This is a genomic window from uncultured Thiohalocapsa sp. (assembly GCF_913062725.1).
In the GTDB taxonomy this organism is placed as follows: domain Bacteria; phylum Pseudomonadota; class Gammaproteobacteria; order Chromatiales; family Chromatiaceae; genus Thiohalocapsa.
The window spans coordinates 14,764-37,853 of record NZ_CAJXWY010000040.1 but is presented as its reverse complement, the minus strand read 5'-3'; the positions used below and the strand labels follow the sequence as shown (position 1 = coordinate 37,853).

The 23,090-nt window shown below is 62.7% G+C and carries 20 protein-coding genes and 1 pseudogene; 19 read left to right on the top strand and 2 right to left on the bottom strand.

What is annotated here, in order from left to right; all coding sequences use genetic code 11:
* A partial coding sequence (locus tag QZ588_RS12035) for a helix-turn-helix domain-containing protein (protein WP_295543042.1) occupies positions 1 to 332 on the bottom strand: 332 nt, incomplete at its 3' end.
* Positions 333 to 631: 299 nt separating this feature from the next.
* Here QZ588_RS12035 and QZ588_RS12030 point away from each other — a divergent pair.
* From QZ588_RS12030 to QZ588_RS11970, 13 genes are all read left to right on the top strand, one after another.
* The gene (locus QZ588_RS12030) at positions 632 to 1,171 is read left to right on the top strand and encodes a prepilin peptidase (protein ID WP_295543040.1); all 540 of its coding nucleotides are present in this window, start codon (positions 632 to 634) and stop codon (positions 1,169 to 1,171) included.
* Between the two features lie 112 nt (positions 1,172 to 1,283).
* On the top strand, positions 1,284 to 2,606 hold the full coding sequence (locus QZ588_RS12025; protein ID WP_295543038.1) for an AAA family ATPase: 1,323 nt from the start codon (positions 1,284 to 1,286) through the stop codon (positions 2,604 to 2,606).
* Between the two features lie 24 nt (positions 2,607 to 2,630).
* Complete coding sequence (gene cpaB / locus QZ588_RS12020) at positions 2,631 to 3,467, top strand: Flp pilus assembly protein CpaB (RefSeq protein ID WP_295543037.1); 837 nt, start codon at positions 2,631 to 2,633, stop codon at positions 3,465 to 3,467.
* Between the two features lie 166 nt (positions 3,468 to 3,633).
* Entirely contained in the window at positions 3,634 to 5,244 is a 1,611-nt protein-coding gene (locus QZ588_RS12015) for a type II and III secretion system protein family protein (protein WP_295543036.1), read from the top strand.
* Positions 5,245 to 5,259: 15 nt separating this feature from the next.
* Positions 5,260 to 5,553 carry a hypothetical protein gene (locus QZ588_RS12010; protein WP_295543034.1) on the top strand — a complete coding sequence of 98 codons (294 nt, stop codon included), beginning with the start codon at positions 5,260 to 5,262 and terminating at the stop codon, positions 5,551 to 5,553.
* A gap of 237 nt (positions 5,554 to 5,790) precedes the next feature.
* The gene (locus QZ588_RS12005) at positions 5,791 to 6,984 is read left to right on the top strand and encodes a pilus assembly protein CpaF (protein WP_295543033.1); all 1,194 of its coding nucleotides are present in this window, start codon (positions 5,791 to 5,793) and stop codon (positions 6,982 to 6,984) included.
* 10 nt (positions 6,985 to 6,994) lie between these two features.
* Positions 6,995 to 8,377 carry a CpaF family protein gene (locus QZ588_RS12000; RefSeq protein ID WP_295543032.1) on the top strand — a complete coding sequence of 461 codons (1,383 nt, stop codon included), beginning with the start codon at positions 6,995 to 6,997 and terminating at the stop codon, positions 8,375 to 8,377.
* A gap of 159 nt (positions 8,378 to 8,536) precedes the next feature.
* The gene (locus QZ588_RS11995) at positions 8,537 to 9,508 is read left to right on the top strand and encodes a type II secretion system F family protein (RefSeq protein WP_295543030.1); all 972 of its coding nucleotides are present in this window, start codon (positions 8,537 to 8,539) and stop codon (positions 9,506 to 9,508) included.
* A 10-nt stretch (positions 9,509 to 9,518) separates the two neighbouring features.
* Entirely contained in the window at positions 9,519 to 10,499 is a 981-nt protein-coding gene (locus QZ588_RS11990) for a type II secretion system F family protein (protein WP_295543029.1), read from the top strand.
* Between the two features lie 31 nt (positions 10,500 to 10,530).
* Positions 10,531 to 11,628: a tetratricopeptide repeat protein gene (locus QZ588_RS11985; protein WP_295543027.1), complete on the top strand. Its 1,098-nt coding sequence runs from the start codon at positions 10,531 to 10,533 to the stop codon at positions 11,626 to 11,628.
* A gap of 65 nt (positions 11,629 to 11,693) precedes the next feature.
* Complete coding sequence (locus QZ588_RS11980) at positions 11,694 to 12,200, top strand: TadE family protein (RefSeq protein WP_295543026.1); 507 nt, start codon at positions 11,694 to 11,696, stop codon at positions 12,198 to 12,200.
* 49 nt (positions 12,201 to 12,249) lie between these two features.
* Positions 12,250 to 12,720 (top strand): TadE/TadG family type IV pilus assembly protein, encoded by a 471-nt coding sequence (locus QZ588_RS11975; protein WP_295543025.1) that lies wholly within the window; start codon positions 12,250 to 12,252, stop codon positions 12,718 to 12,720.
* Between the two features lie 3 nt (positions 12,721 to 12,723).
* A complete protein-coding gene (locus QZ588_RS11970; RefSeq protein WP_295543023.1) occupies positions 12,724 to 14,091 on the top strand; it encodes a TadG family pilus assembly protein in 1,368 nt (455 codons plus the stop codon).
* Positions 14,092 to 14,147: 56 nt separating this feature from the next.
* Here QZ588_RS11970 and ruvB read toward each other — a convergent pair whose 3' ends face one another.
* A complete protein-coding gene (ruvB, locus tag QZ588_RS11965; RefSeq protein ID WP_295543021.1) occupies positions 14,148 to 15,197 on the bottom strand; it encodes a Holliday junction branch migration DNA helicase RuvB in 1,050 nt (349 codons plus the stop codon).
* Positions 15,198 to 15,890: 693 nt separating this feature from the next.
* Between ruvB and QZ588_RS18135 the strand changes: the two are divergent.
* The 6 genes and pseudogenes from QZ588_RS18135 to QZ588_RS11940 form a co-directional block, all read left to right on the top strand.
* Positions 15,891 to 16,103, top strand: a pseudogene (locus QZ588_RS18135) (transposase family protein); the annotation flags it as partial.
* A gap of 79 nt (positions 16,104 to 16,182) precedes the next feature.
* Positions 16,183 to 16,773, top strand: a complete 591-nt coding sequence (locus QZ588_RS11960) for a GtrA family protein (RefSeq protein WP_295543019.1) — start codon at positions 16,183 to 16,185, stop codon at positions 16,771 to 16,773.
* A 73-nt stretch (positions 16,774 to 16,846) separates the two neighbouring features.
* On the top strand, positions 16,847 to 18,442 hold the full coding sequence (locus tag QZ588_RS11955; RefSeq protein ID WP_295543017.1) for an NAD(P)/FAD-dependent oxidoreductase: 1,596 nt from the start codon (positions 16,847 to 16,849) through the stop codon (positions 18,440 to 18,442).
* Positions 18,443 to 18,687: 245 nt separating this feature from the next.
* Positions 18,688 to 20,676, top strand: coding sequence for a sulfatase-like hydrolase/transferase (locus tag QZ588_RS11950; RefSeq protein WP_295543016.1), 1,989 nt, complete (start codon positions 18,688 to 18,690; stop codon positions 20,674 to 20,676).
* A gap of 215 nt (positions 20,677 to 20,891) precedes the next feature.
* A complete protein-coding gene (locus QZ588_RS11945; protein WP_366929562.1) occupies positions 20,892 to 21,248 on the top strand; it encodes a transposase in 357 nt (118 codons plus the stop codon).
* A gap of 38 nt (positions 21,249 to 21,286) precedes the next feature.
* Positions 21,287 to 23,077: a hypothetical protein gene (locus QZ588_RS11940; protein ID WP_295543014.1), complete on the top strand. Its 1,791-nt coding sequence runs from the start codon at positions 21,287 to 21,289 to the stop codon at positions 23,075 to 23,077.
* The last annotated feature ends 13 nt before the right edge of the window (positions 23,078 to 23,090 follow it).

The window sequence follows — 23,090 nt, the reverse complement described above, 5'->3', positions numbered from 1 at the left end:
GTGAGCCAGAACGCTCGCGCGTCGAGCAGGCGCTTCAGCGTCGCGAGATCCGTGTCGTCGAGGGACGGCGGTCGCCCGGGCGCACCTCCCGTTTCGGTGGGATGGCAGACGCCCTGGTACCCACGCTCGCGCCAGGCGCGCACCCAGACGTAGGCGGTGGGCTCGGGCACATCAACCATGGCGCAGATCTGCGCCAGGGAGAGCGAGCGTGGTAGCTCCGCGATCAGGTTCAGCAGGATCAAGCGCAGGCGCACTGTCGGATCGCTTTCCCGCTCCAAAGCACTGCGCAGCAGTGTTGGGTTCGGGATATCAATGCGACGACTGCGAGTCATCTTCATCACCTCCGAGAGTAACTTGATTGGTTCCTCTAACTATAGAAAAAAATGCTAAGAACTATAGGAATTGCCGTCGCCGTCTTTAGTGACGGCGAGTTACAAACACGCCTGAGCGCCGCAATGACGTATCTCGCCAGCATCATGCCTCCGTCATAGAGAAGCGTAGCGCAGACTTGAGAGAGCGAAAGCGGCCCTTTCAGTTATGGCATGATACACGCTTCGCTTTTTCCGCTCCGGCCCAGCTCCCATGCATCTGGAACGACTACGACGTCATCTAGGATTTCTCAAATTCCACCATGACTAGCTACCTGAACATCGCCGCAGTATCCGTACTGTTCATCACCGTCTGGATCGCCGCATGGACCGACCTCGCCCGCGGCAAAATCCCCAATGGACTGGCGGTGGCCGGGATCGTGCTCGGCCTCGGGCTTTGGGGTCTGGCGGAGGGGCTGGCGGGCTTGGTCATCAGCGCCGGGGGGCTCGGACTTGGCATGGCGCCATTCCTGCTGGCCTATTTGTTTCGGGCCGGTGGCGCCGGCGATGCCAAGATGATGGCGGCGGTGGGTGCGCTGTTGGGCAGTGAGCGGATTTTGACCGCACTGGTGCTGATTGTGCTGATGGGCGGTGTGATGGCGGTGGCGGTGGCGCTGTACGTGCTGATCCTAAAGGACCCGCGGGCCCGATGGCGGCAATTGTGCGCCGGACTGCACGCCTGGCGCAGCAGCCAATGGGTGTCGGCGCTGTTCGGGACGCTGGTGCAGGCGATGCGCTGGCGCATGCCCTTTGCACCGGCCATTGCGGCGGGCAGCACCATGGCCGTGTTCTGGCCGGTGTGATGCCGGCGTGATCCGCCAGGCGGCGGCCCGGCCAGGAGCAGACGCGCACGGACACAATAACAATCACGCACACCATAAAAAATAACGCGTGTTACGACACACAGGATTCGTCATGCAACACTCAACGCAACGCCTCAGCGCCCTGGCGCCGCGACCGGCGACCCTCGCCGATCTCGGTCTGGCGCAGACGCTGCTCGCCGATCTGCTGGCCAAGCACCTGGCGGAGGCGGGCGCACTGGATATGGCCGCCCTCGGCCAGCGCCTGGGCCTCTCCGCCAGCTTGGTGGAGGCGTTGGCGGATTGGATGCGCGGCGATGGCCGGGTCGAGGTGCTGGGCATGCAGGGGAGCTCGCCCTTCCTGCGCGTCGGCCTGACCGAGCGGGGACGCCGCACCGCCGCCGAGGCCTTTGGCCGCGATGGCTATGTGGGCCCGGCGCCGGTGCCGCTGGCGGACTACCGGCGCGTGGTGTCGGCCCAGTCCGGACGCGAGGCGCCGCTGCGCCGGCAGCGGGTGCACGAGGCCTTTGCGGATACGGTCATCGAGCCGGCCCTGCTGGACCGGCTGGGGCCGGCGGTCAATTCCGGACGGGCCATTTTCATCTACGGCCCCGCCGGCACGGGTAAGAGCTTCATTGCGCGTCGGCTGAGCCGCCTGCTGGGGCCGCCGGTGCTGGTGCCCCATGCCATCGCCATCGGCGACAGCACCGTGCGCTGCTTCGACCCCGCCGTCCATCGGCCCCTGCAGTCCGCCGCCGATGCATCGGCACTGCTGCGCGAGGGCTTCGACGGGCGCTATGTCTTGTGCGAGCGGCCCATGGTGGTCGCCGGCGGCGAGCTCACCCAGCACATGCTGGATTTGGGCTACGACGCCGCCAACCGGCTGTATCAGCCGCCGCTGCAATTGCGCGCCAACAACGGTCTGCTGCTGCTCGATGACCTGGGCCGCCAACGCATCTCGCCGACGGCCCTGTTCAATCGCTGGATCATCCCGCTGGAAGAGCGCCAGGACCATCTCACGCTCAAGGGCGGACAACAGTTCATCGTGCCCTTCGATCTGGTGCTGGTGCTCTCCACCAATCTGGATCCGCTGTCCCTCGCCGATCAGGCCTTCCTGCGGCGCATCGGCTACAAGGTGCCCTTTGCGCCGGCGACGCCGCAGGCCTACACGGCCATCTATCGCCAGGAATGCGAGCGCAGCGGCATCGACTTCCAGCCGGCGCAGGTGCGGTTCCTGATCGACCAGCTCCACGCCCGCCACCGGGTGGACCTATTGCCCTGTCACCCGCGGGACCTCCTGGGTCTGGCGCTGGATCGTGCGCGCTATCTGGGGGAGGCGGGCATCGACGAGTCGGCGCTGCGCTGGGCCTGGGATAACTACTTCGTGACGCCGGCGGCCCTGGATCAGTCGACGGCTCACACCGCGCACGGCCGCTAGGGCGGCTCATACGGGAGCAGCGTCATGCAACTTCGTGGCCTCTTGATGCTTTTGATCTCACTGGCGCTCGCCGGGTTCGCCGCGGTCGCCGCCAATCGCTGGATGAGCGAGCGCCTCGCCGGCGCCGGCGTGCATGAAGACATGGCGGGTGTGGTGGCCGCGGCCACCGAGATCCCCTTCGGCACCAAGATCGACGAGACCCTCATCAAAATCGTGGAGCTGCCCGTGGATGCGGTGCCGGCGAAGGCGTTTGTCGAGCCCGAGGCCGTCATCGGCAAGGTGGCCGCCTTCACGCTGTTCAACGGCGAGATCCTCATGGATGGGCGCGTGGCCGAGCACGTCGGCGGCAGCGCCCTCGCCGCGGTGGTCGCAGAAGGCAAGCGGGCCATTACGGTGCGCGTGGACGACGTCATGGGTGTCGCCGGCTTCCTGCTGCCGGGCAACCGGGTGGACGTCATCGCCACCCGCCGGCGCGGTGGCGGCGGGCGGGGCACGGAGGCCCGCACCATTTTGCAGAACATGAAAGTGCTGGCGGTGGACCAGACGGCATCGCCGGACAAGAACGCGCCGGTGATCGTGCGCGCGGTCACGCTGGAGGCCTGGCCCAAAGAGGCGGAGGAAATCGTCCGCGCCACCCAGGAGGGCAAGGTCCAGCTGGCCCTGCGCAACCCCCTGGACGGTAGCCGGCGGGCGCCGGAGCCGGTGGCGGCAGCCACTCCGGAAGCCACCACTGAGCCAGCCCCGGCGGCCTTGCCCCCCACCCGCAGCCGACGGGAGGTGGTGGTGGTGATTCGCGGTACCAGCGAGAGCGAGACCGTCTTCGGCGACGTGGAGGAGACACGGGTTGACTTCGCCCGCTGAGACCGGGGCGCACGGCGAGGGTCGTGCCCCCGCGTCGTCGACGCCGGACCATGCGACCCGCGCCCCTCCGGGCACGGCATGTCGATGCGAGGCATGCATGCGATGGCATGCGCTGCTGCCGTCCCAGAAACGGCACAGGTCTGCGGTTCAACGTGAGACATTCAATATGATCAGAACAAAGCATCTGCGGGGTTGGCGGGCTTGGGCGCACGGCTCGAGACCCATGACGCCGGCGGCGGCGCAAGCGCGCCCGCAACGCCACCGACGGCCGGTTCTCTGTCTGCTCGGTCTGCTGTCGGCGATGGCGCTCATCCCCTGGCTCGAGTGCGATCAGGTCTGGGCGGCGGACGGCATGATTGCGGGCAGCGAGCGGGTGGGCATCGCCCTGGATCAATCCCGCGTCATCCGGCTGCGCTCGACGGTATCGCGGGTTTCGGTGGCGAATCCGGAAATCGCCGACATCCTCGTGCTGGACCCGCGCCAGCTCTATGCGGTGGGCAAGCGGCTCGGCACCACCAACATCGTGCTCTGGAGCGCCGATGACCGCGTGGCGGGCACCATCACACTGGACGTAACGCCCGATCTGGAGCAACTGAAGGTGCGCCTGCACCAAGCCATGCCCGGGGAGCGGGTCGAGGTGCGCGCCGCCCAGGGCGCCATCATCGTCGGCGGCCAGGTGTCCAGCGCCGAGAAGGCCGAGGCGGCCATCCAGCTCGCCGAGGGCTATGCCCGGGGCGCGGGTGACGAGAGTGCGCCCGCGCGGGTGCTGAATCTGCTTCAGGTGGGCGGCTCGCAACAGGTCATGCTGGAAGTCAAGGTGGCCGAGATCGCCCGCAGCGTGGTCAAGCGCCTCGACGTCGACTTCACCGGTTTCTACAACGGCGGCAGCGTGCAGATCGGCGCCGTTGGCAGTGGCGCACGCTTTCCCGACTACATCAACCCCGATGGACTCAGAGTCCCACAGCTCTTCAGTGAAAGCATGTGGGGGCCCGCGGTACCCGAGTTCGTACCGGGCAGACCGGGTATTCAGGATAAAGGCCTCTTCGCCCAGTCGCTGGCCGGCAATTTCCTGTTCAACCTGGTCATCGACGCCGCCAAGAATAAAGGTCTCGCCAAGATTCTGGCCGAGCCCAATCTCACCACCCTGAGCGGTCAGCAGGCCAAGTTCCTCGCCGGCGGTGAGTTCCCCATCCCGGTGCCCCAGGACTTGGGCCAGACCACCATCGAATTCAAAGATTTCGGTGTCGGTCTGGTGTTTATTCCCGTGGTGCTCGACTCCGGCGTCATCAGCCTGAAGGTGAGCGTGTCGGTGTCGGAGCTGGCGACGCAAAACGCGCTGACACTGCCCACCCAGGCGCAGGGCGGCACCTTCTTTATCCCGGCGCTCACCAAACGCAGCGCCAATGCCACCGTCGAGGTGCGCACCGGCGAGACCATCGCCATCGCCGGTCTCATCAATGAGCAACTGCGAGAGAACGTGGATAAGTTTCCCGGTCTGGGTGACTTGCCCATGCTGGGCGTCCTTTTTCGCAGCCAGGAGTTCGTCAAGGGGCAGACAGAGCTGGTGATTTTCGTCACACCGCGCCTCGCCCGCTCCTATGACCCCGAGCTGGTGAAGCTGCCCACCGACAGCTTCGTGGAGCCCACCGATCAGGAGTTCTATTTGATGGGACGCCTGCAGGGGCGCCCACCGGGCCAGCGCCCGGGCACGGCGGCGGGTGGTCGGTTCGGTCCCGACCGCACCGGCGCCGAAGGACCCTTTGGACATGATCTGTAATCGCGAGGACAGACGATGAAGAGGCACAGCAACGCCGCGGTCCGCCTGCTGGTGGCCGCCGTCGTCGGCGCCGGCGCGGGCGGCTGCGCCACCGACGACGACTATTGGGAGACCGCGGACTTCGGCGAAGCCGTGCGCTATACCGTCGACCTGCAAACCGACGCGAGCGGCACGGCGGGCACGGGGCTCGACGGCAGCAAGGCCCTCGCCATTCTCCAGGCCTACCGACAAGAGGCGGCCCTGCCCGGCGATGTGGGCTTCACGGAAAGCCAGACCGTGCAGGATGTCCGCTTCGAGATGGGCAACTGATCCCAATCACGCATAGGGGGTAACCATGCATCGCCAGGAACCCAGTGGCGGGGGCGCGATCGCGGCCGGGCGCGGCATGCCCGCCGCCGTCGCAGACGATGACGCCGACGATAATCGGCGCCGGCAGGCCTTGCGCATGCACGGGATGCCCGGTCGGCGCCCGGCGCCGGCGACACCGGTACGGCCCAGCCGCCGCGCCCAGCGACGGTGCGTGCTCGGGCAGGGCGGGGAGCAACCATGCGCCATCCGCTGAGAGTGCTGCTGGTGGGCGCGCCGGGCGCGGCTTTGTCCGCAACCGAGGCGACCCTGCGGGCACGCCCGCAAATGCTGGTGACCACCCAGCTGCTCGGTAATGGCGGTACGCCGGTGCTCTCGGAGCCGCAGGAGCGCTGTGACGCCATCGTGCTGGTGGTGGACGGGGCTTGGCAGGGTGTCTTCCAACGCTGCTTCCCGGGCGGCGCCAGCGCCAGACACCCGCTGCTGGTGCTCGGCGTCGCCGATGACATGGAGTTGATTCGCACCGCCATGCGCGCGGGCGCGCGGGACTTCTTCCCCCTGCCCGCGCGCACCGAAGAGCTCAGCACCGCGCTGGATCGCCTGGCGAGGGAGGAGCACGAGCGCCGCGGCGGGCTGTCGGCGCGGGTGACCGCGTTCATCAATGCCAAGGGCGGCAGCGGGGCGAGCTTCTGTGCGGTGAATTTCGCGCACATGCTCGCCAAGGGCCTCAAACGCCATGCGCTGCTGCTGGACTTCGAAATGCAGTTCGGCACCCTGCCCACCTATTTCGACCTGCAGTCGCGCAACGGCCTGATCCGCGCCCTGGAGCAGGTGGACGCACTGGATATGGCCGCCCTGCAGGGCTACACCCAAGCGCACGACAGCGGGCTCACGCTGCTGACGCCCGCGGCGGAAGGTCTGGTGCTGCCCGAAGACATTCCAGAGGCGGCGGTGGGCAAGCTGTTTGCGGTGCTGGATGAAGCCTATGAAGAGCTGGTGGTCGACCTGCCGCGGCGCATCGATCACGGTACGGCGGCGGTGCTCGATCGCTCCGACGCCGTCATGGTGGTGGCGCAGCAGACGGTGGTGCACCTGCAGGACACCAAGCGGCTGGCGGCGCTTCTCATCGAGAGCCTGGGCGTCCCCGCCGAGCGCATCATCGTCGTGCTGAACCGCTGTGAGCGGCGCAACGAAGTGCGCACCCGGGACTTCGCAGAGGCCTTGCCGGCATGCCGCATCCAGACCCTGCCGAATGACTATCACCGCGCCCGGCAGAGCATCGACCTGGGCGTGCCGCTGTTCGATTCCGACCCCCGCTCCCCACTCGCGAAGGCGATCAAGGAGTTGGTGGATCTGGCGACCACGCCGCCGGCCGCCGCCGGTGAGCACCCTCGCGGCACGCCCCTGGGCTGGCTGCACGGCCTGCGCCGTTGAGAGCACGACTATGGAACAAAGCACGAAACGCTTCGGCCATTTGCAGAGCACCTTCGGTACCGCCGCCGAGGGCGCATCGCTCCAGCGACGCAGCCTGGGCGGGCGCCTGCGTCCCGGCCTGTCCGGTGACGAGCAGCAGACCAAGCAGGCGTTGCTGCAACAGGTGGTGAAGATGATGGACCTCTCGGTGCTGGCGCGCCTGCCCGACGGCGAGGCGCGCACGCAGATTCAGGACGCCTGCGAAGGCCTGCTGGCGCAGCAGTCCCTGCCCCTCAACACCGCGGAGCGGCAACGCATCATCCATGAGATCCAAAACGAGATCCTGGGGCTGGGTCCACTGGAGGGACTGCTCGCGGACTCGAGCATTTCCGACATCCTGGTCAACGGCCCCGACCAGGTCTATGTGGAGCGCCATGGCAAGCTCGAGATGACCGGTACGCGCTTCGACAGCGAGCGCCACCTGCGCACCATCATCGACCGGGTCGTCTCGCGGGTGGGCCGGCGCATCGACGAGTCCTCGCCCATGGTGGATGCCCGCCTCGCCGATGGCTCGCGCGTCAACGCCATCATTCCCCCGCTCACCCTGAGCGGGCCGCTCATGTCCATTCGGCGCTTTCCCACCGATCGGCTGACCATGGAGCGGCTCATCGAGCTGGGCGCACTGACCCGCGACATCGCCCGGGTGCTGCAGGTGGTCGTGCACGGGCGCGCGAACGTGCTGATTTGTGGTGGCACCGGCAGTGGTAAGACCACCATGCTCAACGTGCTGTCCAGCTTTATTCCGCCGGACGAGCGGGTGATCACCATCGAAGATTCCGCCGAGCTGCAGCTACAGCAGCCGCATGTGATCCGCCTGGAGACGCGTCCCCCCAACATCGAAGGCCGCGGCGAGGTGACGCAGCGCGACCTGGTGCGCAACAGCCTGCGCATGCGCCCCGACCGCATCGTCGTCGGCGAGGTGCGCGGGGCCGAGTCACTGGACATGCTGCAGGCCATGAATACGGGCCACGACGGCTCACTAACCACGATTCATGCCAATTCACCGCGGGATGGCCTGACGCGCATCGAAAGCATGGTGGCCATGTCCGGCGTCAATCTGCCCACCCGTGCCCTGCGTGCGCAAATTGCGTCGGCATTGGATCTGGTGGTGCACCTGGAACGGCAGGAGGATGGCCGCCGGCGGGTCACCAGCGTGCAGGAAATCGATGGCCTGGAGGGCGACATGATCACCATGTCCGAGATCTTCCGCTTCGAGCGCGAAGGCATCGATCGCGAGGGCAAGGTCCTCGGCCACTTCAGCGCCACCGGCCTGGTGCCGAAATTCCACGAGCAAATGCGCCGGCGCGGGCTGGAATTGGATATTGGGGTGTTTGATCCGGGGCGTGGGAGGTGAGGTTGGTTATTGGTTAATGGTTATTGGCTGTTGGTTGTTGGTTGTTGGTTGTTGGTGAGGTCGGGCGTTGGCTGTGGTTTGGGGTCTGCTTCGGCGTGGTGTCGGGGTTGGATCTGGTGCCAGCGGGGTTAGCGCGGGTGGTTGCTTGTTGAGGCTCGTATGTCGGACCAGGAAATCTTTCTGTTGATGGTCTTCACCCTCGGCTTTTTGCTGACGCAGGCCTTCATTACGCCGTTGATGGGCAGTGGCGCCCGTGCCCGTCGGCGTCTGCGCGCACGTATTCGCGGTCTTTCCACGGATACGGCCGCCGCGGCCCATGTCTCGGCGGTGCGTGAGCGCTATTTGCAGAAGCTCTCACCCTTCGAGCAACGCCTGGCGCAACTACCGGCTCTGGCGCGTCTGCAGACCCTGTTGGAGCAGGCGGGCTCCAGTCAGCCCGCCCATCGCCTGGCGTTGCTGTGCCTTGGGTTGGCGACGGCGGCGGCGCTGTTCGGCACCGCCCTGTGGGGTTTGGGCCTGGGCACGCTGCTGCTCGGGGCCGGCGGGGCCGCCGCACCGGTGTTGCTGGTGCTGCAGCGGCGTGCGCACCGCCTGGCACGGTTCGAGGCACAGCTGCCCGACGCCTTGACCATCGCCGCGCGGGCGATGCGGGCGGGTCTGCCCTTCACCGAAGCCCTGCAAGTGGTGGCCGATGAAATGAAACCGCCCGCCGGCACCGAGTTCGGCATCGTGTTCAGCGAGATCAACTACGGCGGCGATGTCCGCGCATCGCTGCTCGGCTTATTGGAGCGCGTGCCCACGGTCGCAGCCATCGCCATGACGGCCTCGGTGCAGGTGCAACGGGAAACCGGCGGCAACCTCGCCGAGCTGCTCGAGAAGCTCGCATCGGTGGTCCGCGAACGCTTCAAGTTCCAGCGCAGCCTGCGCACCCTGAGCGCCAGCGGCCGCCTGGCGGGCTGGGTGGTGTCGCTGCTGCCATTCGTCATGGTCGGCATCTTCTCGCTGCTCGACCCCGAGCTGATGCCCAACCTCACCCGGGATGCCTTCGGGCGCCAGCTCATACTCGGCGCCTTCGCCATGCAGGTGGTGGGCGTTCTGTGGATCAGCCGCATTGTCAAGATCGACGTCTAGGCGACCGGCCATGGAAACACTCACGACACTGGTCGATTGGCTCGGCGGTCTGTTCGCCGAGGCCGAACAGCTGCAGCTCGGCTATGCGGTGCTGGTGGGCGCCGCGGTTTTCGTCATGACCATCGGCGTTGGCATGTTGTTGCTGGGGCTGCGTGATCCGTTGCGCCACCGCATCGACGCCACCAAGCAAGACGCCAGCGGACGACACCTCAGTACCACGCGCCAGCTGGGTCGTGTCATCCAGCGGCTGGGGGTGCTCGGCGCGCCGCAAAAAGCGGCGGGGCGCCGCCGCACCGAGGCGCGGCTGCGGCATGCGGGCTTTCGCACCGAGCAGGCGCCGCGGCTGTTCTACGGCCTAAAGCTCACGGCCCTGGTGCTGCTGCCGGTGCTGTTGTTCGGCGCCACCATGGTCAGTCCCAGGCTGTCGGCGGCGGAGTTTTTCCAGTTTCTGCCATTTGCGGCGGCCATTGGTCTGTTTTTGCCGGATGTCGTGCTGGCCTATCTGGCCCGCCGCCGGCGCGAGCGTCTGCGCAAGGGGCTGCCCGATGCCATGGACCTGCTGGTGGTGTGCAGCGAGGCCGGGCTTGGCCTGACCGCCGCCATCCAGCGGGTCGCCCGGGAACTCGAGGTCTCCCATCCCGAGCTCGCCGATGAGCTGGAGCTTTTTTCCCTGCAGACCCGTGCGGGCATGGAGAGCCGCACCGCACTGAAAGACCTGGCGGATAGAACCGGCCTGGACGACATGGAGGTACTGGTGGCCATGCTGCTGCAGAGCATGCGCTTTGGCACCAGTATTGCCGCGACCTTGCGTATTTGCTCTGACGATCTGCGCGATAAACGCCTGCAGCGTGCCCAGGAGAAGGCCGCGCGCATCAGTACCTGGATCATTTTCCCGCTGGTGTTCTGCATCATGCCGAGCTTTCTGCTGGTCACCATGGGGCCTGCCATCTTTCGTGCCATCAATGCCCTCAGCGGCACTACCCTTTCTTGACGACGCCATCAACACAAGACCGGACGCCATCATGATCATCGCCCAATCTCCAGGCAACGGCGCCGGCGCACCCACGCCGGCACCCGTCGCCGCCCATCACCAGGCGCGCACAAACAATCACACATGGCGGCACAAGCGGGGTTTTGCCGAGCACGCAGGGCCTGCCAGGTGCCTCACGCAAGGTGCAAAGACACCGTCATCGCCCCGACTGCTCGGCCTGGCCGCGCTGCTTTGCGCCACCACACTCACCGTCGGCTGCGCCGGCGGCCCGCAGCGGGCCACCTCGGACCTCGGCCTGTTCAGCCCCCTGTACGACGGCAAGTCCAACGTGGCCCACGGCACGCTGCTGCCCGTCACTTCGGCGGCGGAGGCGCTACAGCGGGGCGACGCGGCCCTCGCCGAGGGGGACGTGGACAAAGCCCTGTTCGAGTACATCCGCGCGCTGGACTTCGACGACCACAGATCCGTCGCGCTGACCAAGATCGGGGCCATCCATGGCGCCCGCGATAACGACCGGCTCGCAGAGGTCGCCTATCGAGGCGCCTTGAACGAAGACCCGGACGAAGTGCGCGCCCTGACCGAGCTGGGCGTGCTGCTGCTGGAGCGGCGGGACTACGCCGAAGCCAGACAGCACCTGCAGCGCGCCCTCAGCATCAACGGCGAGCTCTGGCGGGCCCACAACGCACTGGGCGTGATCGCTGACCTGTCCGCCGACTACGCCGTGGGCCAACGCCACTATGAGCAGGCCCTGCAGCTGACGCCGGGCAATCCTGAAATCCTGAACAATCTCGGCTATTCCCGCTACCTCTCGGGCGACTGGGGTGGCGCCATCGCCGCCTTCCGCGAGGCGCTGCTCTCCGACCCGCGTTATGCCCGCGCCTGGCGCAATCTGGCCCTGGTCTACGCCCGCCAGGAGCGCTACACGGATGCCATCGAATCGCTGGCCAAGATCCAGGAGATGCCCAAGGCCTATAACGACGTCGGCTATCTGGCCATGCTCGCCGGCGAGCTGGATCAGGCGGAGACGCTGTTCGCCGAGGCCAAGCGACTCTCCCCCCATTTCTATGCCATGGCGGATACGAACCAGCGCCGTGTCGAGCTGATGAAAGGGCAGGTTGCGGCGCCTTGAGGGCATACGTCCAAAACGGCGCTGATCAGGCTCAGGCGGTGGTCAACCCAGGAGGATGAAGCGTGATGAGCACACCGTTGATCAAAGTGACGCCGGGATTCACACGGCGGCGCGCAAGCGCCCGCCGGCAACGGGGCAGCGAGCTGGTGGAGTTCGTGATTCTGTTTCCCCTGACCCTTTTCATGGTATTCGCCCTGATCGAATTCTCCATTGCCATGTTCAATTATGGTGTGCTGATTCAGGCGGCACGGGAAGGGGCCAGGGAAGGGTCCCTGTATTGGGTGGATGTGACCCAGATCACGCCCGACAGCGATCCGGCAGAAGACCAACGGATCTCCAGGGCCGAAGTGAATCGCCGTATCGGCGATTGGACCCGGTTTCTCATCAATTTTGGAGATGCCGGTGTGCAGACGCAGGACTGCATCCCCATGGGAGCTGGCACCACAATCGTCGCGGGTGCGGGCGACGAGGTGCGCTGTGGCGTCCAATTTCAGCACGCTACCTTTGCGGCCACGTTATTGGGCATCGACGCGCTCGATCTGGCCGCCGGCGGCATCAATTATGTCGAGTAAGTGACTCATCGCTGATCGATGGCAGGGGGCCACGCCCTGGGAGGTGACAATGCGCAAGCACAGCAGCCGTCGCAGCCAGCGCGGCGCGGAGATCGTCGAGATCGCGATTGTCTTGCCGGTGATCCTGATCGTCTTTTTGGGCTTCGTCGAGCTGGCTGTGGGCTTTTTCGATCAGGCCATTCTCACCCAAGCAGCACGGGCGATGGCGCGGGAGACCATCCGCGATATCGGGCAATCCCAGTCGCTCTACACGAACGTCGAATCCGACCTGCGGGCCTACCTGACCCAATCCGTCGAGCCGAATCTGATCAGCTGGGATGATAACAGCACGATCGCCTTCGAGGCCCTGGCAACCGACCCGTGGGCGACGGACTCGGGCGATGCCATCACCATCAATCTGAGCTACGACTACGGATATTTCCTGCTGCCGGCCTTTTTGAGCAGCGGCCTGCCGAACATCACACTGAGTGCGAGCGCAACGATGCGCAAGCTGCCCGAGCCACCGCCGAAAGGAGAATAGCGTATGACCACGATGCGAAGCAGACAACGAGGTGTCTCCACGGTTTTCTGGACAGTCTCCATGGCCGGGGTGCTCGGGCTCGGGACCCTGGCATGGGACATGAACAATCTGTTCGTCGCCACGGCGGAACTGCAATCGGCGGTGGATGCGGGTGCACTGGAAGGTGCAGCGAATCTGTATTGGAATCCCGATGATCCGGCGTCAAGCGGAACGGTGATCCGGCGCATTGAGACGGCTGCGGCGGCGAGGGCGGCGGTGCGCGACAATCTGGCCCGTGGCTCCGCACCGGACTCGGTGACTGTGGAAATTGGGCATTGGCGCTTCGACCCGGCGGGTGGCGGTCGTTTTACTGCTGATCTCACCGGTACCATCATACCGCCAGACCTCAGCGGTAAGGTTCTTGATGGGTCGGGCGGGGCCGACGACCTCAATGACCCCGCATCCGGAGAAATCAATGCGGTGCGCGTCACCGCATCACGACAAACAACACCAGTGCAAGCCTTGGTTGGCGGCTTCCTTGGATTTTCGGATTATGACGCGGCACGCTCTGCGGTTGCCTATGTTGGTTATGCCGGTGCGCTGGCACCTGATGAGGCGGAAATGCCGATCGCGTTGTGCGAGGAAGCGTTGACCGATGCCGACGGTACGTTCAGCGATTGCAGTATCGCGCAGCTCATCCCCTCCACCACCGATACGGGCATGTGGACTTCTTTTGAGCAACCCTGTAGTGGCGCAGCTAGTGCGAAAGAGTTACGGGACATCATTGATAACGGTAATGGGCCTGATAACTGCCTCGGTGGCTACGAGGGGCCTCAAATCCATTTCGGTGCCGATATGTCCACGAACGAAGGAATGGCCAACTCCGTCTGGAAAGATTTACGAGACTGCTGGGAAAAACGCACTGACCGAACGGTTCCCTGGCAAATGAAGGCGCCTGTCATCAACTGCAGCGATGGACCCGCAAGTTGCAAGACCGTTGTGGGAACGGTCGGGATTTCAATTATGTGGATATTGGCGAACAGCCCTGATATCGAAGACGATTCCCCGACTCAAATGACTGATCCCACGGGAAACAACAACGATTGGGTGGCGCCGAATGTGACGACCATAGAAGGTCTTGAGGAATGTGCCGATTTGGGTTACCCAAACGCCGATGAGAACGCAGAAGAATACGGGAGGTGTCGATGGGATAGCTTTGTCACACATTTCGGCCTTATCGGTGAGGATGGAAGTCTGGCTACTTTGGAGAACGACGGCTTCCGACAGAAGCGCATGTATCTCTTTCCCCAATGCACCCAGCAAAGACCCTCGGGCACAAGCGGTGTGCGTAACTTTGGTGTCCGGGCGCGGGTACCGGTACTGGTAAACTAATGACATGCATGGCACAGATCGGCGGGTCCCGCAGACGGCAGGAGCGACTGCTCGGCTCAGTCCGGCGGCGGCCCGAACAAGTCCTGCATGGGCTTGCCATCCGAGCGCGGCTGCACCAGCCCAAAGTGCCGATAGGCGCTCTGGGTGGCCATGCGCCCGCGCGGGGTGCGCACCAGGTAACCCTGCTGGATCAGGAAGGGCTCCAGCACGTCTTCGATGGTGCCGCGCTCCTCGCCGATGGCCGCCGCCAGGCTCTCCACCCCCACCGGCCCGCCGTCGAACTTCTCGATGACGGCCTGCAGCAGGCGGCGGTCCATGTGATCAAAGCCCAGGCCATCCACCTTGAGCATGCCCAGCGCCTGGTCGGCCACGTCCCGGGTGATGTGCCCGCCCGCCTTCACCTGCGCGAAGTCCCGCACGCGGCGCAGCAGCCGGTTGGCGATGCGCGGCGTGCCGCGGGAGCGCCGGGCGATCTCCGCGGCGCCGTCGGCCTCCGCGTGGATGGCCAGGATCTGCGCCGAGCGCTGCACGATGCGGGTGAGGTCCTCGGCGCTGTAGTACTCCAGGCGCTGGACGATGCCGAAGCGGTCCCGCAGGGGCGAGGTGAGTAGCCCGGCACGGGTGGTGGCGCCCACCAGCGTGAAGGGCGGCAGGTCCAGCTTGATGGAGCGGGCCGCCGGGCCCTCGCCGATCATGATGTCGAGCTGGAAGTCCTCCATGGCGGGGTAGAGAATTTCTTCCACCACCGGGCTCAGGCGGTGGATCTCGTCCACGAACAGCACATCGCCGGACTCCAGGTTGGTGAGCAGCGCCGCCAGGTCCCCGGGCTTCTCCAGCACCGGGCCCGAGGTCTGGCGCAGGTTCACCTGCATCTCGTGGGCGATGATATGCGAGAGCGTGGTCTTGCCGAGCCCCGGCGGGCCGAAGATCAGGGTGTGGTCCAGGGACTCCCCGCGGCCGCGGGCGGCGCCGATGAAAATCTCCATCTGCTCGCACACCGCCGGCTGACCCACGTAGTCCTGCAGCCGACGGGGGCGGATCGCACGGTCCAGGGCGCCGTCGTCAGCGGCCTCGGCGGGGGTGATGAGGCGGTCGGGGTCGGTCATCGAAAGTGCTCCCGCATGTGTTCAAACGCGCATGTGTCACCCGGCCCGCCGCTGACTGCCAGACGCTGCACCCAAGCAAAATCGCCGTCTGCTCGCATCTCTCCCCAGGTGGTGCGGATCAGCCATCGAAACACTAACCGCAGACTGCGGCCGGTATCAGTCTGTCGGGGCGCATCGACGCTGTCCAGTCTGTCGTTCACGCGGCAGCGCTGGTGCGGTGTGCCGCCGTCTCTCGACAATGGCCCTTTTCGTGCCACCTACTACGATACCTGGCTCGCGGCAAAATGCAGACCGCCCAGCGACTACTTATAGATCGTTGCCGCCAAAAAGCCCTCTCAGCGTCTCCTGCCTTATCTGCTGTTGCACTCCACACCGACCTCCTGTGCATTTGTCACGAATCAGTTCGGCGCTACCTACTCCGAAGGTCGGGTGAGCACCTATCCTTACTCGAGAAATTTCCCTGACTCCCATAACTTCATTGCCATGTCAAACTCTGCTAAACGATTGGCTGGTAGCGCATTCCGTAAATACTCTAAATGCGATATCTATCGCAGGTTTAAGCTTTCGACCTTTCGACCAGGGTCACCACAAGCGCCAGCGAAATAGGCTCAGATTCTTACGATATCCTTTTAAACTTTGTCTGAGCGAAGCTCCACAATCCACCAAACAAGCCGGCACTGTAGAGTTTTGGCCATGCCGAACATCAACCCGATCCCTGGCGAGCAAGCCCTAGTCACAGCCTTTGCTTCACTGGCGGATGCACGCCGTCCGATCAACCGGCGCCATCGCCCCAGCGATATGATCGTGCTGGTCATCTCGGCAGCACTCGCCGGCGCTGATGGTTGGCAGGACGCCGCACGCTTTAGGCGCGCCAAAGCGGCGTGGCCTCACCAGTTTCTGGTGCTGCCCTACAGCATCCTCAAGGCACGCCGGTTTCCCGACGAAGATATGGGGCACAAAGACTGTGCGCGAACGAGCTACGGTAATGCGGAAGATCGCCCCATTTTACCTGAATCGCCAATTCGCCCGCTTCTTAGTGTTCTCCGGCCTCGCCGCAGCGACAAACCTGCTCGTCGGGGTTTTGCTTTACGAGCGGGCCGGTCTCGATCACGGTTGGGAATACGGGGTATCGGTCTCGGTTGCGTTCGTGGCGGGAATGGCAGTCAGCTTTGTACTCAACCGCTGGCTGACATTCGTCCCGTCCGGGCGGTCCGTCTTCCGGGAGATGCAGACCTTCCTCGTTGTCTCATTGGGCGGTCTGACCCTGACCGTCACCCTGTCCTATGTATTCCGCGGTACCGCGGTCGCTGGTCTGATAACGACCCAATGGGTAGCGACGCACATCCCAGCGTCAGTCACAATGGACATGCTCAGTCATTTCCTGGCGGTCGGCCTCGTAACGTTCTATTCCTTTGCCTGCCACAAGTTGTTCAGCTTCGGACCAGGTCTTCGAAGTGTCCTGGCGAGGGTCACAGCGGACGCGACCGCCCGGCACCGCGAACGGAAAGGGCAGGATTTTGGTTGCAGCGCCGAACAAGCACCGCGATCCCCTTCCCGCTACCAAGATTGCCGATGAGGCTGCCAAACATGCAGAAACCAAAGTCTCATTTGCAGTGACTCGGCTCGGACAATTGAGGGCAGGCGTACGGATGTCGCAAGAAACAGCTGTCATTATCGGTGCCGGGCCAGCTGGGCTTACGGCCGCTTACGAGCTGGTCACACGCACGAACATTCGCCCGATCGTCATCGAAGCGAGCGGGTTCGCCGGCGGCATCGCTCGGACCATCAACTATAAGGGCAATCGTATCGACATTGGGGGGCACCGGTTTTTCTCCAAATCCGATCGTGTCATGAATTGGTGGACGCGAATCCTGCCCATCCAGGGTGTGGGGAGGGCGGTAGCGGGGCAGACGGAGATCAGTTACCAGAACAAACGCCGTCATCTAGACCTGGCTGCCAGTGGGCCCGACCCCGAACTGTGCGACGATGTCATGCTCCTGCGCCCGCGGGTCTCGCGTATCCTGTACGGTGGTCAGTTCTTTGACTATCCGATCAAGCCGAGCACCAAGACGCTCGCTGCGCTGGGCTGGGTGAAGAGCTTCAAGCTCGCTGCAAGCTACGCGAAGGGCAAGCTACGCCCGGTGCGCCCGGAGCGGAGCCTGCAGGACTTCCTTACTAATCGCTTCGGCTATGAGCTCTACGCTACCTTCTTCCGCGACTACACCGAAAAGGTGTGGGGAGTGCCCTGTCATGCGATCCCCGCGGAGTGGGGTGCGCAACGGATCAAGGGCCTTTCGGTCTCGGCTGTGGTCACACACGCCCTGCGATCGATCGTCCGACGCGGGGGCGATGTGGCCCAGAAAGGAACCGAGACCAGCCTGATCGAGCAGTTTCTCTACCCGAAGTTTGGCCCCGGGCAGCTTTGGGAAAAAGTTGCCGCGCTGGTCGAGGCGCGCGGAGGAAAAGTCCACTATCACACCCGGGTCACATGCCTCCGACAAAAAGCAGCCGCGATTGTCTCCGCCGACGTTGAAGGACCGGATGGCGCACGGCGCACCCTGCAGGGCGAGCACTTCCTTTCGTCTATGCCGGTCCGTGACCTCGTTGCCGGCCTAGCGCCGGAAGCACCGCCGAATGTAAGGGAGGTCGCCCTCGAACTCCCCTATCGCGACTTTATAACCGTCGGTCTGCTACTCAGGCGCCTGCGGCTCGGCGGCGGTGTCTCGGGCCTCGAGCTGAGGGAGAAGGTCCCGGACAACTGGATCTATGTACAAGAGCCTCAGGTGAAGGTCGGCCGGTTGCAGATCTTCAACAACTGGAGCCCCTACATGGTGGCCGATCCGGAAACTGTGTGGATCGGCTTAGAGTATTTCGTCAACGAAGGTGATTACCTCTGGAGCCTGTGCGATGACGACATGTTCCGCTTTGGAGTATCCGAGCTAGTGACCATCGGTGTGATCGATGCCGACGCGGTCTTGGACCATATCGTCATCAGAATGCCCAAGACCTACCCCGCCTACTTTGGCAGCTACGATCGTTTTGGAGAGATTCGTGACTACCTCGGTCAGTTTCGCAACCTCTTTCCACTCGGCCGGAATGGGATGCACCGCTACAACAATCAGGACCATTCGATGCTCACCGCAATGACCGCGGTCGACGGCATCATCGCGGGAATAGATGTGCGAGGAAAACTTTGGGACGTCAACGCCGATCGGGACTATCACGAGGAGCGGAAGTCAGGATGATTGCTGGCCTCGCTAGGCCAATCCCCCCCCTGTCCCTGCGGGGAAGTGCAGTCTTGCTGGTCAACGCAGTGTCCGCCGCTCGTTCTATGCAATAGAGAGCCCCACTACCGATACCGGTGTGAGATGATACTGGTCCGAAATTTCATCACCTGCCTTTCCATGCTCGTTTCATTTTTTGGGTATTAGATGAAAGCCGCGGCCTACGACGTATGAGCGCAACCAGCACTCGATGGAGGCTACGATAATTGCAATCGAAGCACAGATTCGCGATCGTTAATCAGCCATTAATGCTGATACCTGCCATCGATCTGGCTATTGTTGGTGTAGTCCTTTTCAGGAAAGCCTTGCCCGTGAGCTCGGGAAGCGCAGTTAGCAATCTATTCTTGGTAATCAATGCCTGTGCTGGATGGGTCGCTGCAGTGTCACTGGTTGGATTGATCGGGTTGGCCGTCGAGCGAATGGAGAACCCTCTGATACGAAAAGCTGCGACACTTTCATCAGCGGTTTTGATTGTTTTTGGCGCAGCGTACTGCTCTATTTTTTGGACCTTCCTTGCGTCTTTAGGGTACGGGCCCAGCGGGGATATCCTTGCATTTTTGGTCTTGAACAACGGGCAACTTCTCCTACACCTGCTGCAAACGGCGCCAACCAAGATGGCGGCCTTCGGCCTATTTTTGTTGGTCGCAGTGTTTTTCTTTACGAGAGCCTACCGCAAGTTCATAAGTGCGGCGAAGCAATCGTTTTCGATCCCGCATGTTTCGATCCTCTCGGCGACAGCATTGGCAGTCCTTGTGCTCTCCGCCCCGCATGTTTCCGCGCGCATTTCTGCAGTTTCCGTCGACAAGTTCGCGATCGAACGATGGACAAGGGATGCAAGGGTCGCCGAAAGGGAAGCATCGTTAGCTAACTCCCTTCCGCCCAGGAGGAAATACGAGCCTACCTCTGCGATACACGCAACAGTACCAGTCATCTTTCTTCTTGTAGAGTCTCTCCGTTATGACCTCCTTGAGATGCAACCGAGCCCCATTCCCTTCCTCCAGGCTCTTAGCGAAGAAGCGATGGTCTTCACGCGGTCGTACGCGTCGTCCTCGCATTCAAACTATGCTGACCTTGCCGTCTGGTATTCACAATATCCGCTTCGTTCTTCAAGGCTGCAGGGCTATCCTGCTGATGCCGAGTGGCGCGGGACGTCGCTTTTTGAAGCTTTCAAGGCGCATGACTATGTTACTGGATACATTTCTTCGCAGAACGAGAAATGGGGAGGTATGATTAATTGGCTAAAAGTGCCCGATGTCGACTTTTTTTATCATTCAGAAGATTTTTCAGGCGACACTTGGGTTAACGAGGACGACGATGCGGGGCTGATCAGATTGCTGAAGACCGGGCGGGCAACGGCAGGAAAGATTGAGGATAGCAAAACGTTGCGAATAGCCGCAGACTGGCTTAGCGGCCAACGATCGACTGACGCGGTCTTTCTTGGGGTCAACCTACAGAACACTCACTTCAGTTATGTGATACCAGAGGGAGGAATTGAGCCATATCAACCCGCAACTTTCGAATTTGACGCGGTGTATTATCGCTGGCCCTTTGAGAAGCGGGAGGTCGTCCGAAACAGATATTTGAATGCTGTACGCAACGTAGATGAGCTACTTCGAGCTTTCGTGGAAGAGCTCAAAGAGCTAGGAATCTGGGAGAGGTGTGTTTTTGTAGTATTAGGCGACAGCGGCGAAGCATTTTACGAGCACGGCTTCGGTAATCACTCAGGGCCAATGTATGATGAGGTCATGAGGACTTTGACACTCGTCAAATTACCCGGCGCGAAAAACTTTGGCGACAAGAAGATAGAATCAGCAATTAGTCACATTGACATCGCACCGTTGGTCTTGGAGAGCCTCGGAATGGCGATACCGGAATCATTTCAAGGGGAGGCGCCGTTGGCCACAGGGGAGAGTAATAGGCCGGTTTTCATGTACGCTAACGCGATGGTGCGGCAGTATGGTTTGGTTTCGTGGCCGTGGAAACTACTGAAAACCGAGTATCCCTATCCTAGGCTGGAGTTGTATCACTTGGAGGCGGATCCAGGTGAAGAGGAGGATCTTGCGGACCGTGAAGCGCGGATGGCTCAGGTATTGGAAGTTCGTCTGAACCAGTGGATCGAAAATCAACTCGCATACTACGGGAGCCCTAGGTTGTACGAAGGTTTTCAGCCGCCGAGGACCACCGAGCATCGTTGACCAGCGGATAGCTAACAGGCCTCGGGATAAATGGCGACGGGCTGTAAGTTTTGGCGCCGTCGCAAGCGGGCTAGGCGGGGCCGATGTCTTGCTCCGTGAATTTTTCCGCCAAGTCAGAACCTGAGGACACGTTCGAAGAGGTAGCCGCCCCCGACGGCGCGCGGATGAAGTTGTGAGCGGTAGACCTACAAGGAGAGGCCCATGCCGCAACTCGACTGCATCTACATCGTTCGCCGCTTGGAGGGGATCAGGCGCATGGGCGATCCGCGACGGGGATTGCGTGGGATTTCAACAGTCATCACGCCGCCGCGGTGATCCAGGCTGCCAAGGCCAATGCGTTCGAGCTGGTCTTCATGCTGCCTTATTCACCGGACCTCAACCCAATCGAGTTCACTTGGGAAAGCATCAAGCGCGTGATTTCGATCGCTACCATTCGCTCGATCGATGAGTTGCGGCGGACGATTCGCATGACGTTTGCAGAAGCGAGCCAGCATCGTTCTCATGCTAAAGCTTGGATTCAAAGCTTTGTTCCCAGTGCCGTGAGCTATAAGAGAGTATGCGAGTGGCTATAATCGCTAATACCAACGATATAGGATAGAGGACTTGGCGTATGCGGACGGTGGCACTCGCTCTGCTGTTCTTGCTCCTTTCGGTGATCGCGATCTCGCGCGCACCGGGGCCTGATGCGTTGCTCTTCAGTCTCGATAACGACAGCGTCATGCGACTCGTGATGATCCGGGATCTGCTGAATGGGCAAGACTGGTTCGACCTGAGCCAGGTCAGGCTCGGTGTCGATGGCGGCAGTGAGATGCATTGGTCGCGACTGCTCGATGGGTTGCTGGCGGCGCTCATATCAGGTGGCGGTTTGGTGTTCGGTCCTCTGCTTTCAGAGTATTGGGTGATGATGCTCTGGCCGCTCGCGATGCTTGGTCTCGCAATGATCATAGTCTTCTGGATCGGCCGAGCGCTAGATGGGCCTGGGACCGGGGCCTTTGCAGCGGCTTTGGTTGGTCTAAGCCTTGTCACAACCGCGCGGTTCGCGCCGGGTGGTATTGACCATCACAATATCCAGCTTGTCCTTCTCTTGACCGTCGTCATGGGCTTAGTCGTACGCCGGGTATACCCGGGTTGGGCTATGGTCAGTGGCTTCGCGCTCGCTGTCAGTCTGGTGATTGGCGTAGAGACGTTCCCGCTACTCGCCCTGTGTGGTTTGGCGATGGCCGTATTTTGGGTAGTTGACGGCGGGGGCGAGCGAACCGCTGCGCTCAGATTCTCCACCAGCATCATCGCCGGTCTCCTGGTCCTCTTTCCGCTGACGGCTCCTGCGTCAGCTTGGCAAGGTGGATTCTGTGATGGGATTTCCATCGACTTGGTCGTGGTGGCAGGCGGAGCCGCAGTCGGGCTCGCGCTCGCGGCTGCTATGGTGGTTCGTGGGGACTGGGTGACTCGGCTCACCGTGGTTGCCGGCGTTGGCGTGGTGTGTTGCGTGGTTGCGCTGCTCTACGCGCCGGCTTGCCTGAGTAATCCGCTGGCATCGCTTGACCCCTATCTCAAGTCGCGCTGGCTGGATATTGTCTCGGAGGCACGGAGCTTTAGCGATGTAGTGTCGGGTTCTCACAAAGACCGATTTTATCTCGGCTTTTTTTGCTTGGGTGTCGTTGCAGTTGCTGCCGCAGTACACATCTTTCGGCGCGGACCGAACCGACTAGAGTGGGCATTCTTATCGGTGCTGATTGTACTGGCAACAGCGCTTACCGCCTACCAGCTGCGCAGCTATCTAACGATCGTTGTACTTAGCGCACCGCCTATTGCCGCTGTTGTGGCACGGCTGAGCAAAGCCGGGGGCTCGGGTGTGGGCAGATGGCGCGCCATTGCTGCACCAACGGTATTTGCCCTGGCGGTACCGTTGACTTGGGCGGCTGGCTTATCTCTGGTTGATCCCGACGCTGGGAGTGACCCTGCCATTGCGGCGTCTTCAGGTGAGGCCATTGTACGGGATGAGTGTCTAGTCCCGGGTGTCTTCGATAGTCTTGCGGACCAGCCGCCTGGATTAGTGTCAGCCGTTTCCAACATGGGCGCGGAGATTCTTGCGTTCACACCGCATCGCGTTTTGGCGGCACCATATCACCGCAATCAGGCTGGCATGCGCGCGCAGCTTGAAATTGCGCTCGCTAGCAACGCCGAAGAGGCCAGGGCGCACATGCAAGCAGTCGGTGTGGATTACGTAGTGGTCTGTGCGTCGGACCCTGAGATGAGGGCGCTTGAGAAACTTGGCTATTCCGGGTTCCTACGCGAGTTGGAGCAAGGGGTGGTACCCGAGTTCCTGACGCCCATTCCTGTCTCGGAACCGGAGAGCCCGCTGCGGATTTACAAGTTTCAGTCGAAGCAGCCAGAGGCTTAACCGGAGACTTGCC

Coding starts and splice junctions, on each gene's coding strand:
- QZ588_RS11940 (WP_295543014.1), top strand. CDS start 21,287: ATGCGGACGGTGGCACTCGCTCTGCTGTTCTTGCTCCTTTCGGTGATC.
- QZ588_RS12025 (WP_295543038.1), top strand. CDS start 1,284: ATGCAACACTCAACGCAACGCCTCAGCGCCCTGGCGCCGCGACCGGCG.
- QZ588_RS11985 (WP_295543027.1), top strand. CDS start 10,531: ATGATCATCGCCCAATCTCCAGGCAACGGCGCCGGCGCACCCACGCCG.
- QZ588_RS11995 (WP_295543030.1), top strand. CDS start 8,537: ATGTCGGACCAGGAAATCTTTCTGTTGATGGTCTTCACCCTCGGCTTT.
- cpaB (WP_295543037.1), top strand. CDS start 2,631: ATGCAACTTCGTGGCCTCTTGATGCTTTTGATCTCACTGGCGCTCGCC.
- QZ588_RS12030 (WP_295543040.1), top strand. CDS start 632: ATGACTAGCTACCTGAACATCGCCGCAGTATCCGTACTGTTCATCACC.
- QZ588_RS11975 (WP_295543025.1), top strand. CDS start 12,250: ATGCGCAAGCACAGCAGCCGTCGCAGCCAGCGCGGCGCGGAGATCGTC.
- ruvB (WP_295543021.1), bottom strand. CDS start 15,197: ATGACCGACCCCGACCGCCTCATCACCCCCGCCGAGGCCGCTGACGAC.
- QZ588_RS12010 (WP_295543034.1), top strand. CDS start 5,260: ATGAAGAGGCACAGCAACGCCGCGGTCCGCCTGCTGGTGGCCGCCGTC.
- QZ588_RS12000 (WP_295543032.1), top strand. CDS start 6,995: ATGGAACAAAGCACGAAACGCTTCGGCCATTTGCAGAGCACCTTCGGT.
- QZ588_RS11970 (WP_295543023.1), top strand. CDS start 12,724: ATGACCACGATGCGAAGCAGACAACGAGGTGTCTCCACGGTTTTCTGG.
- QZ588_RS11990 (WP_295543029.1), top strand. CDS start 9,519: ATGGAAACACTCACGACACTGGTCGATTGGCTCGGCGGTCTGTTCGCC.
- QZ588_RS12015 (WP_295543036.1), top strand. CDS start 3,634: ATGATCAGAACAAAGCATCTGCGGGGTTGGCGGGCTTGGGCGCACGGC.
- QZ588_RS11980 (WP_295543026.1), top strand. CDS start 11,694: ATGAGCACACCGTTGATCAAAGTGACGCCGGGATTCACACGGCGGCGC.
- QZ588_RS11960 (WP_295543019.1), top strand. CDS start 16,183: ATGCGGAAGATCGCCCCATTTTACCTGAATCGCCAATTCGCCCGCTTC.
- QZ588_RS12005 (WP_295543033.1), top strand. CDS start 5,791: ATGCGCCATCCGCTGAGAGTGCTGCTGGTGGGCGCGCCGGGCGCGGCT.
- QZ588_RS11955 (WP_295543017.1), top strand. CDS start 16,847: ATGTCGCAAGAAACAGCTGTCATTATCGGTGCCGGGCCAGCTGGGCTT.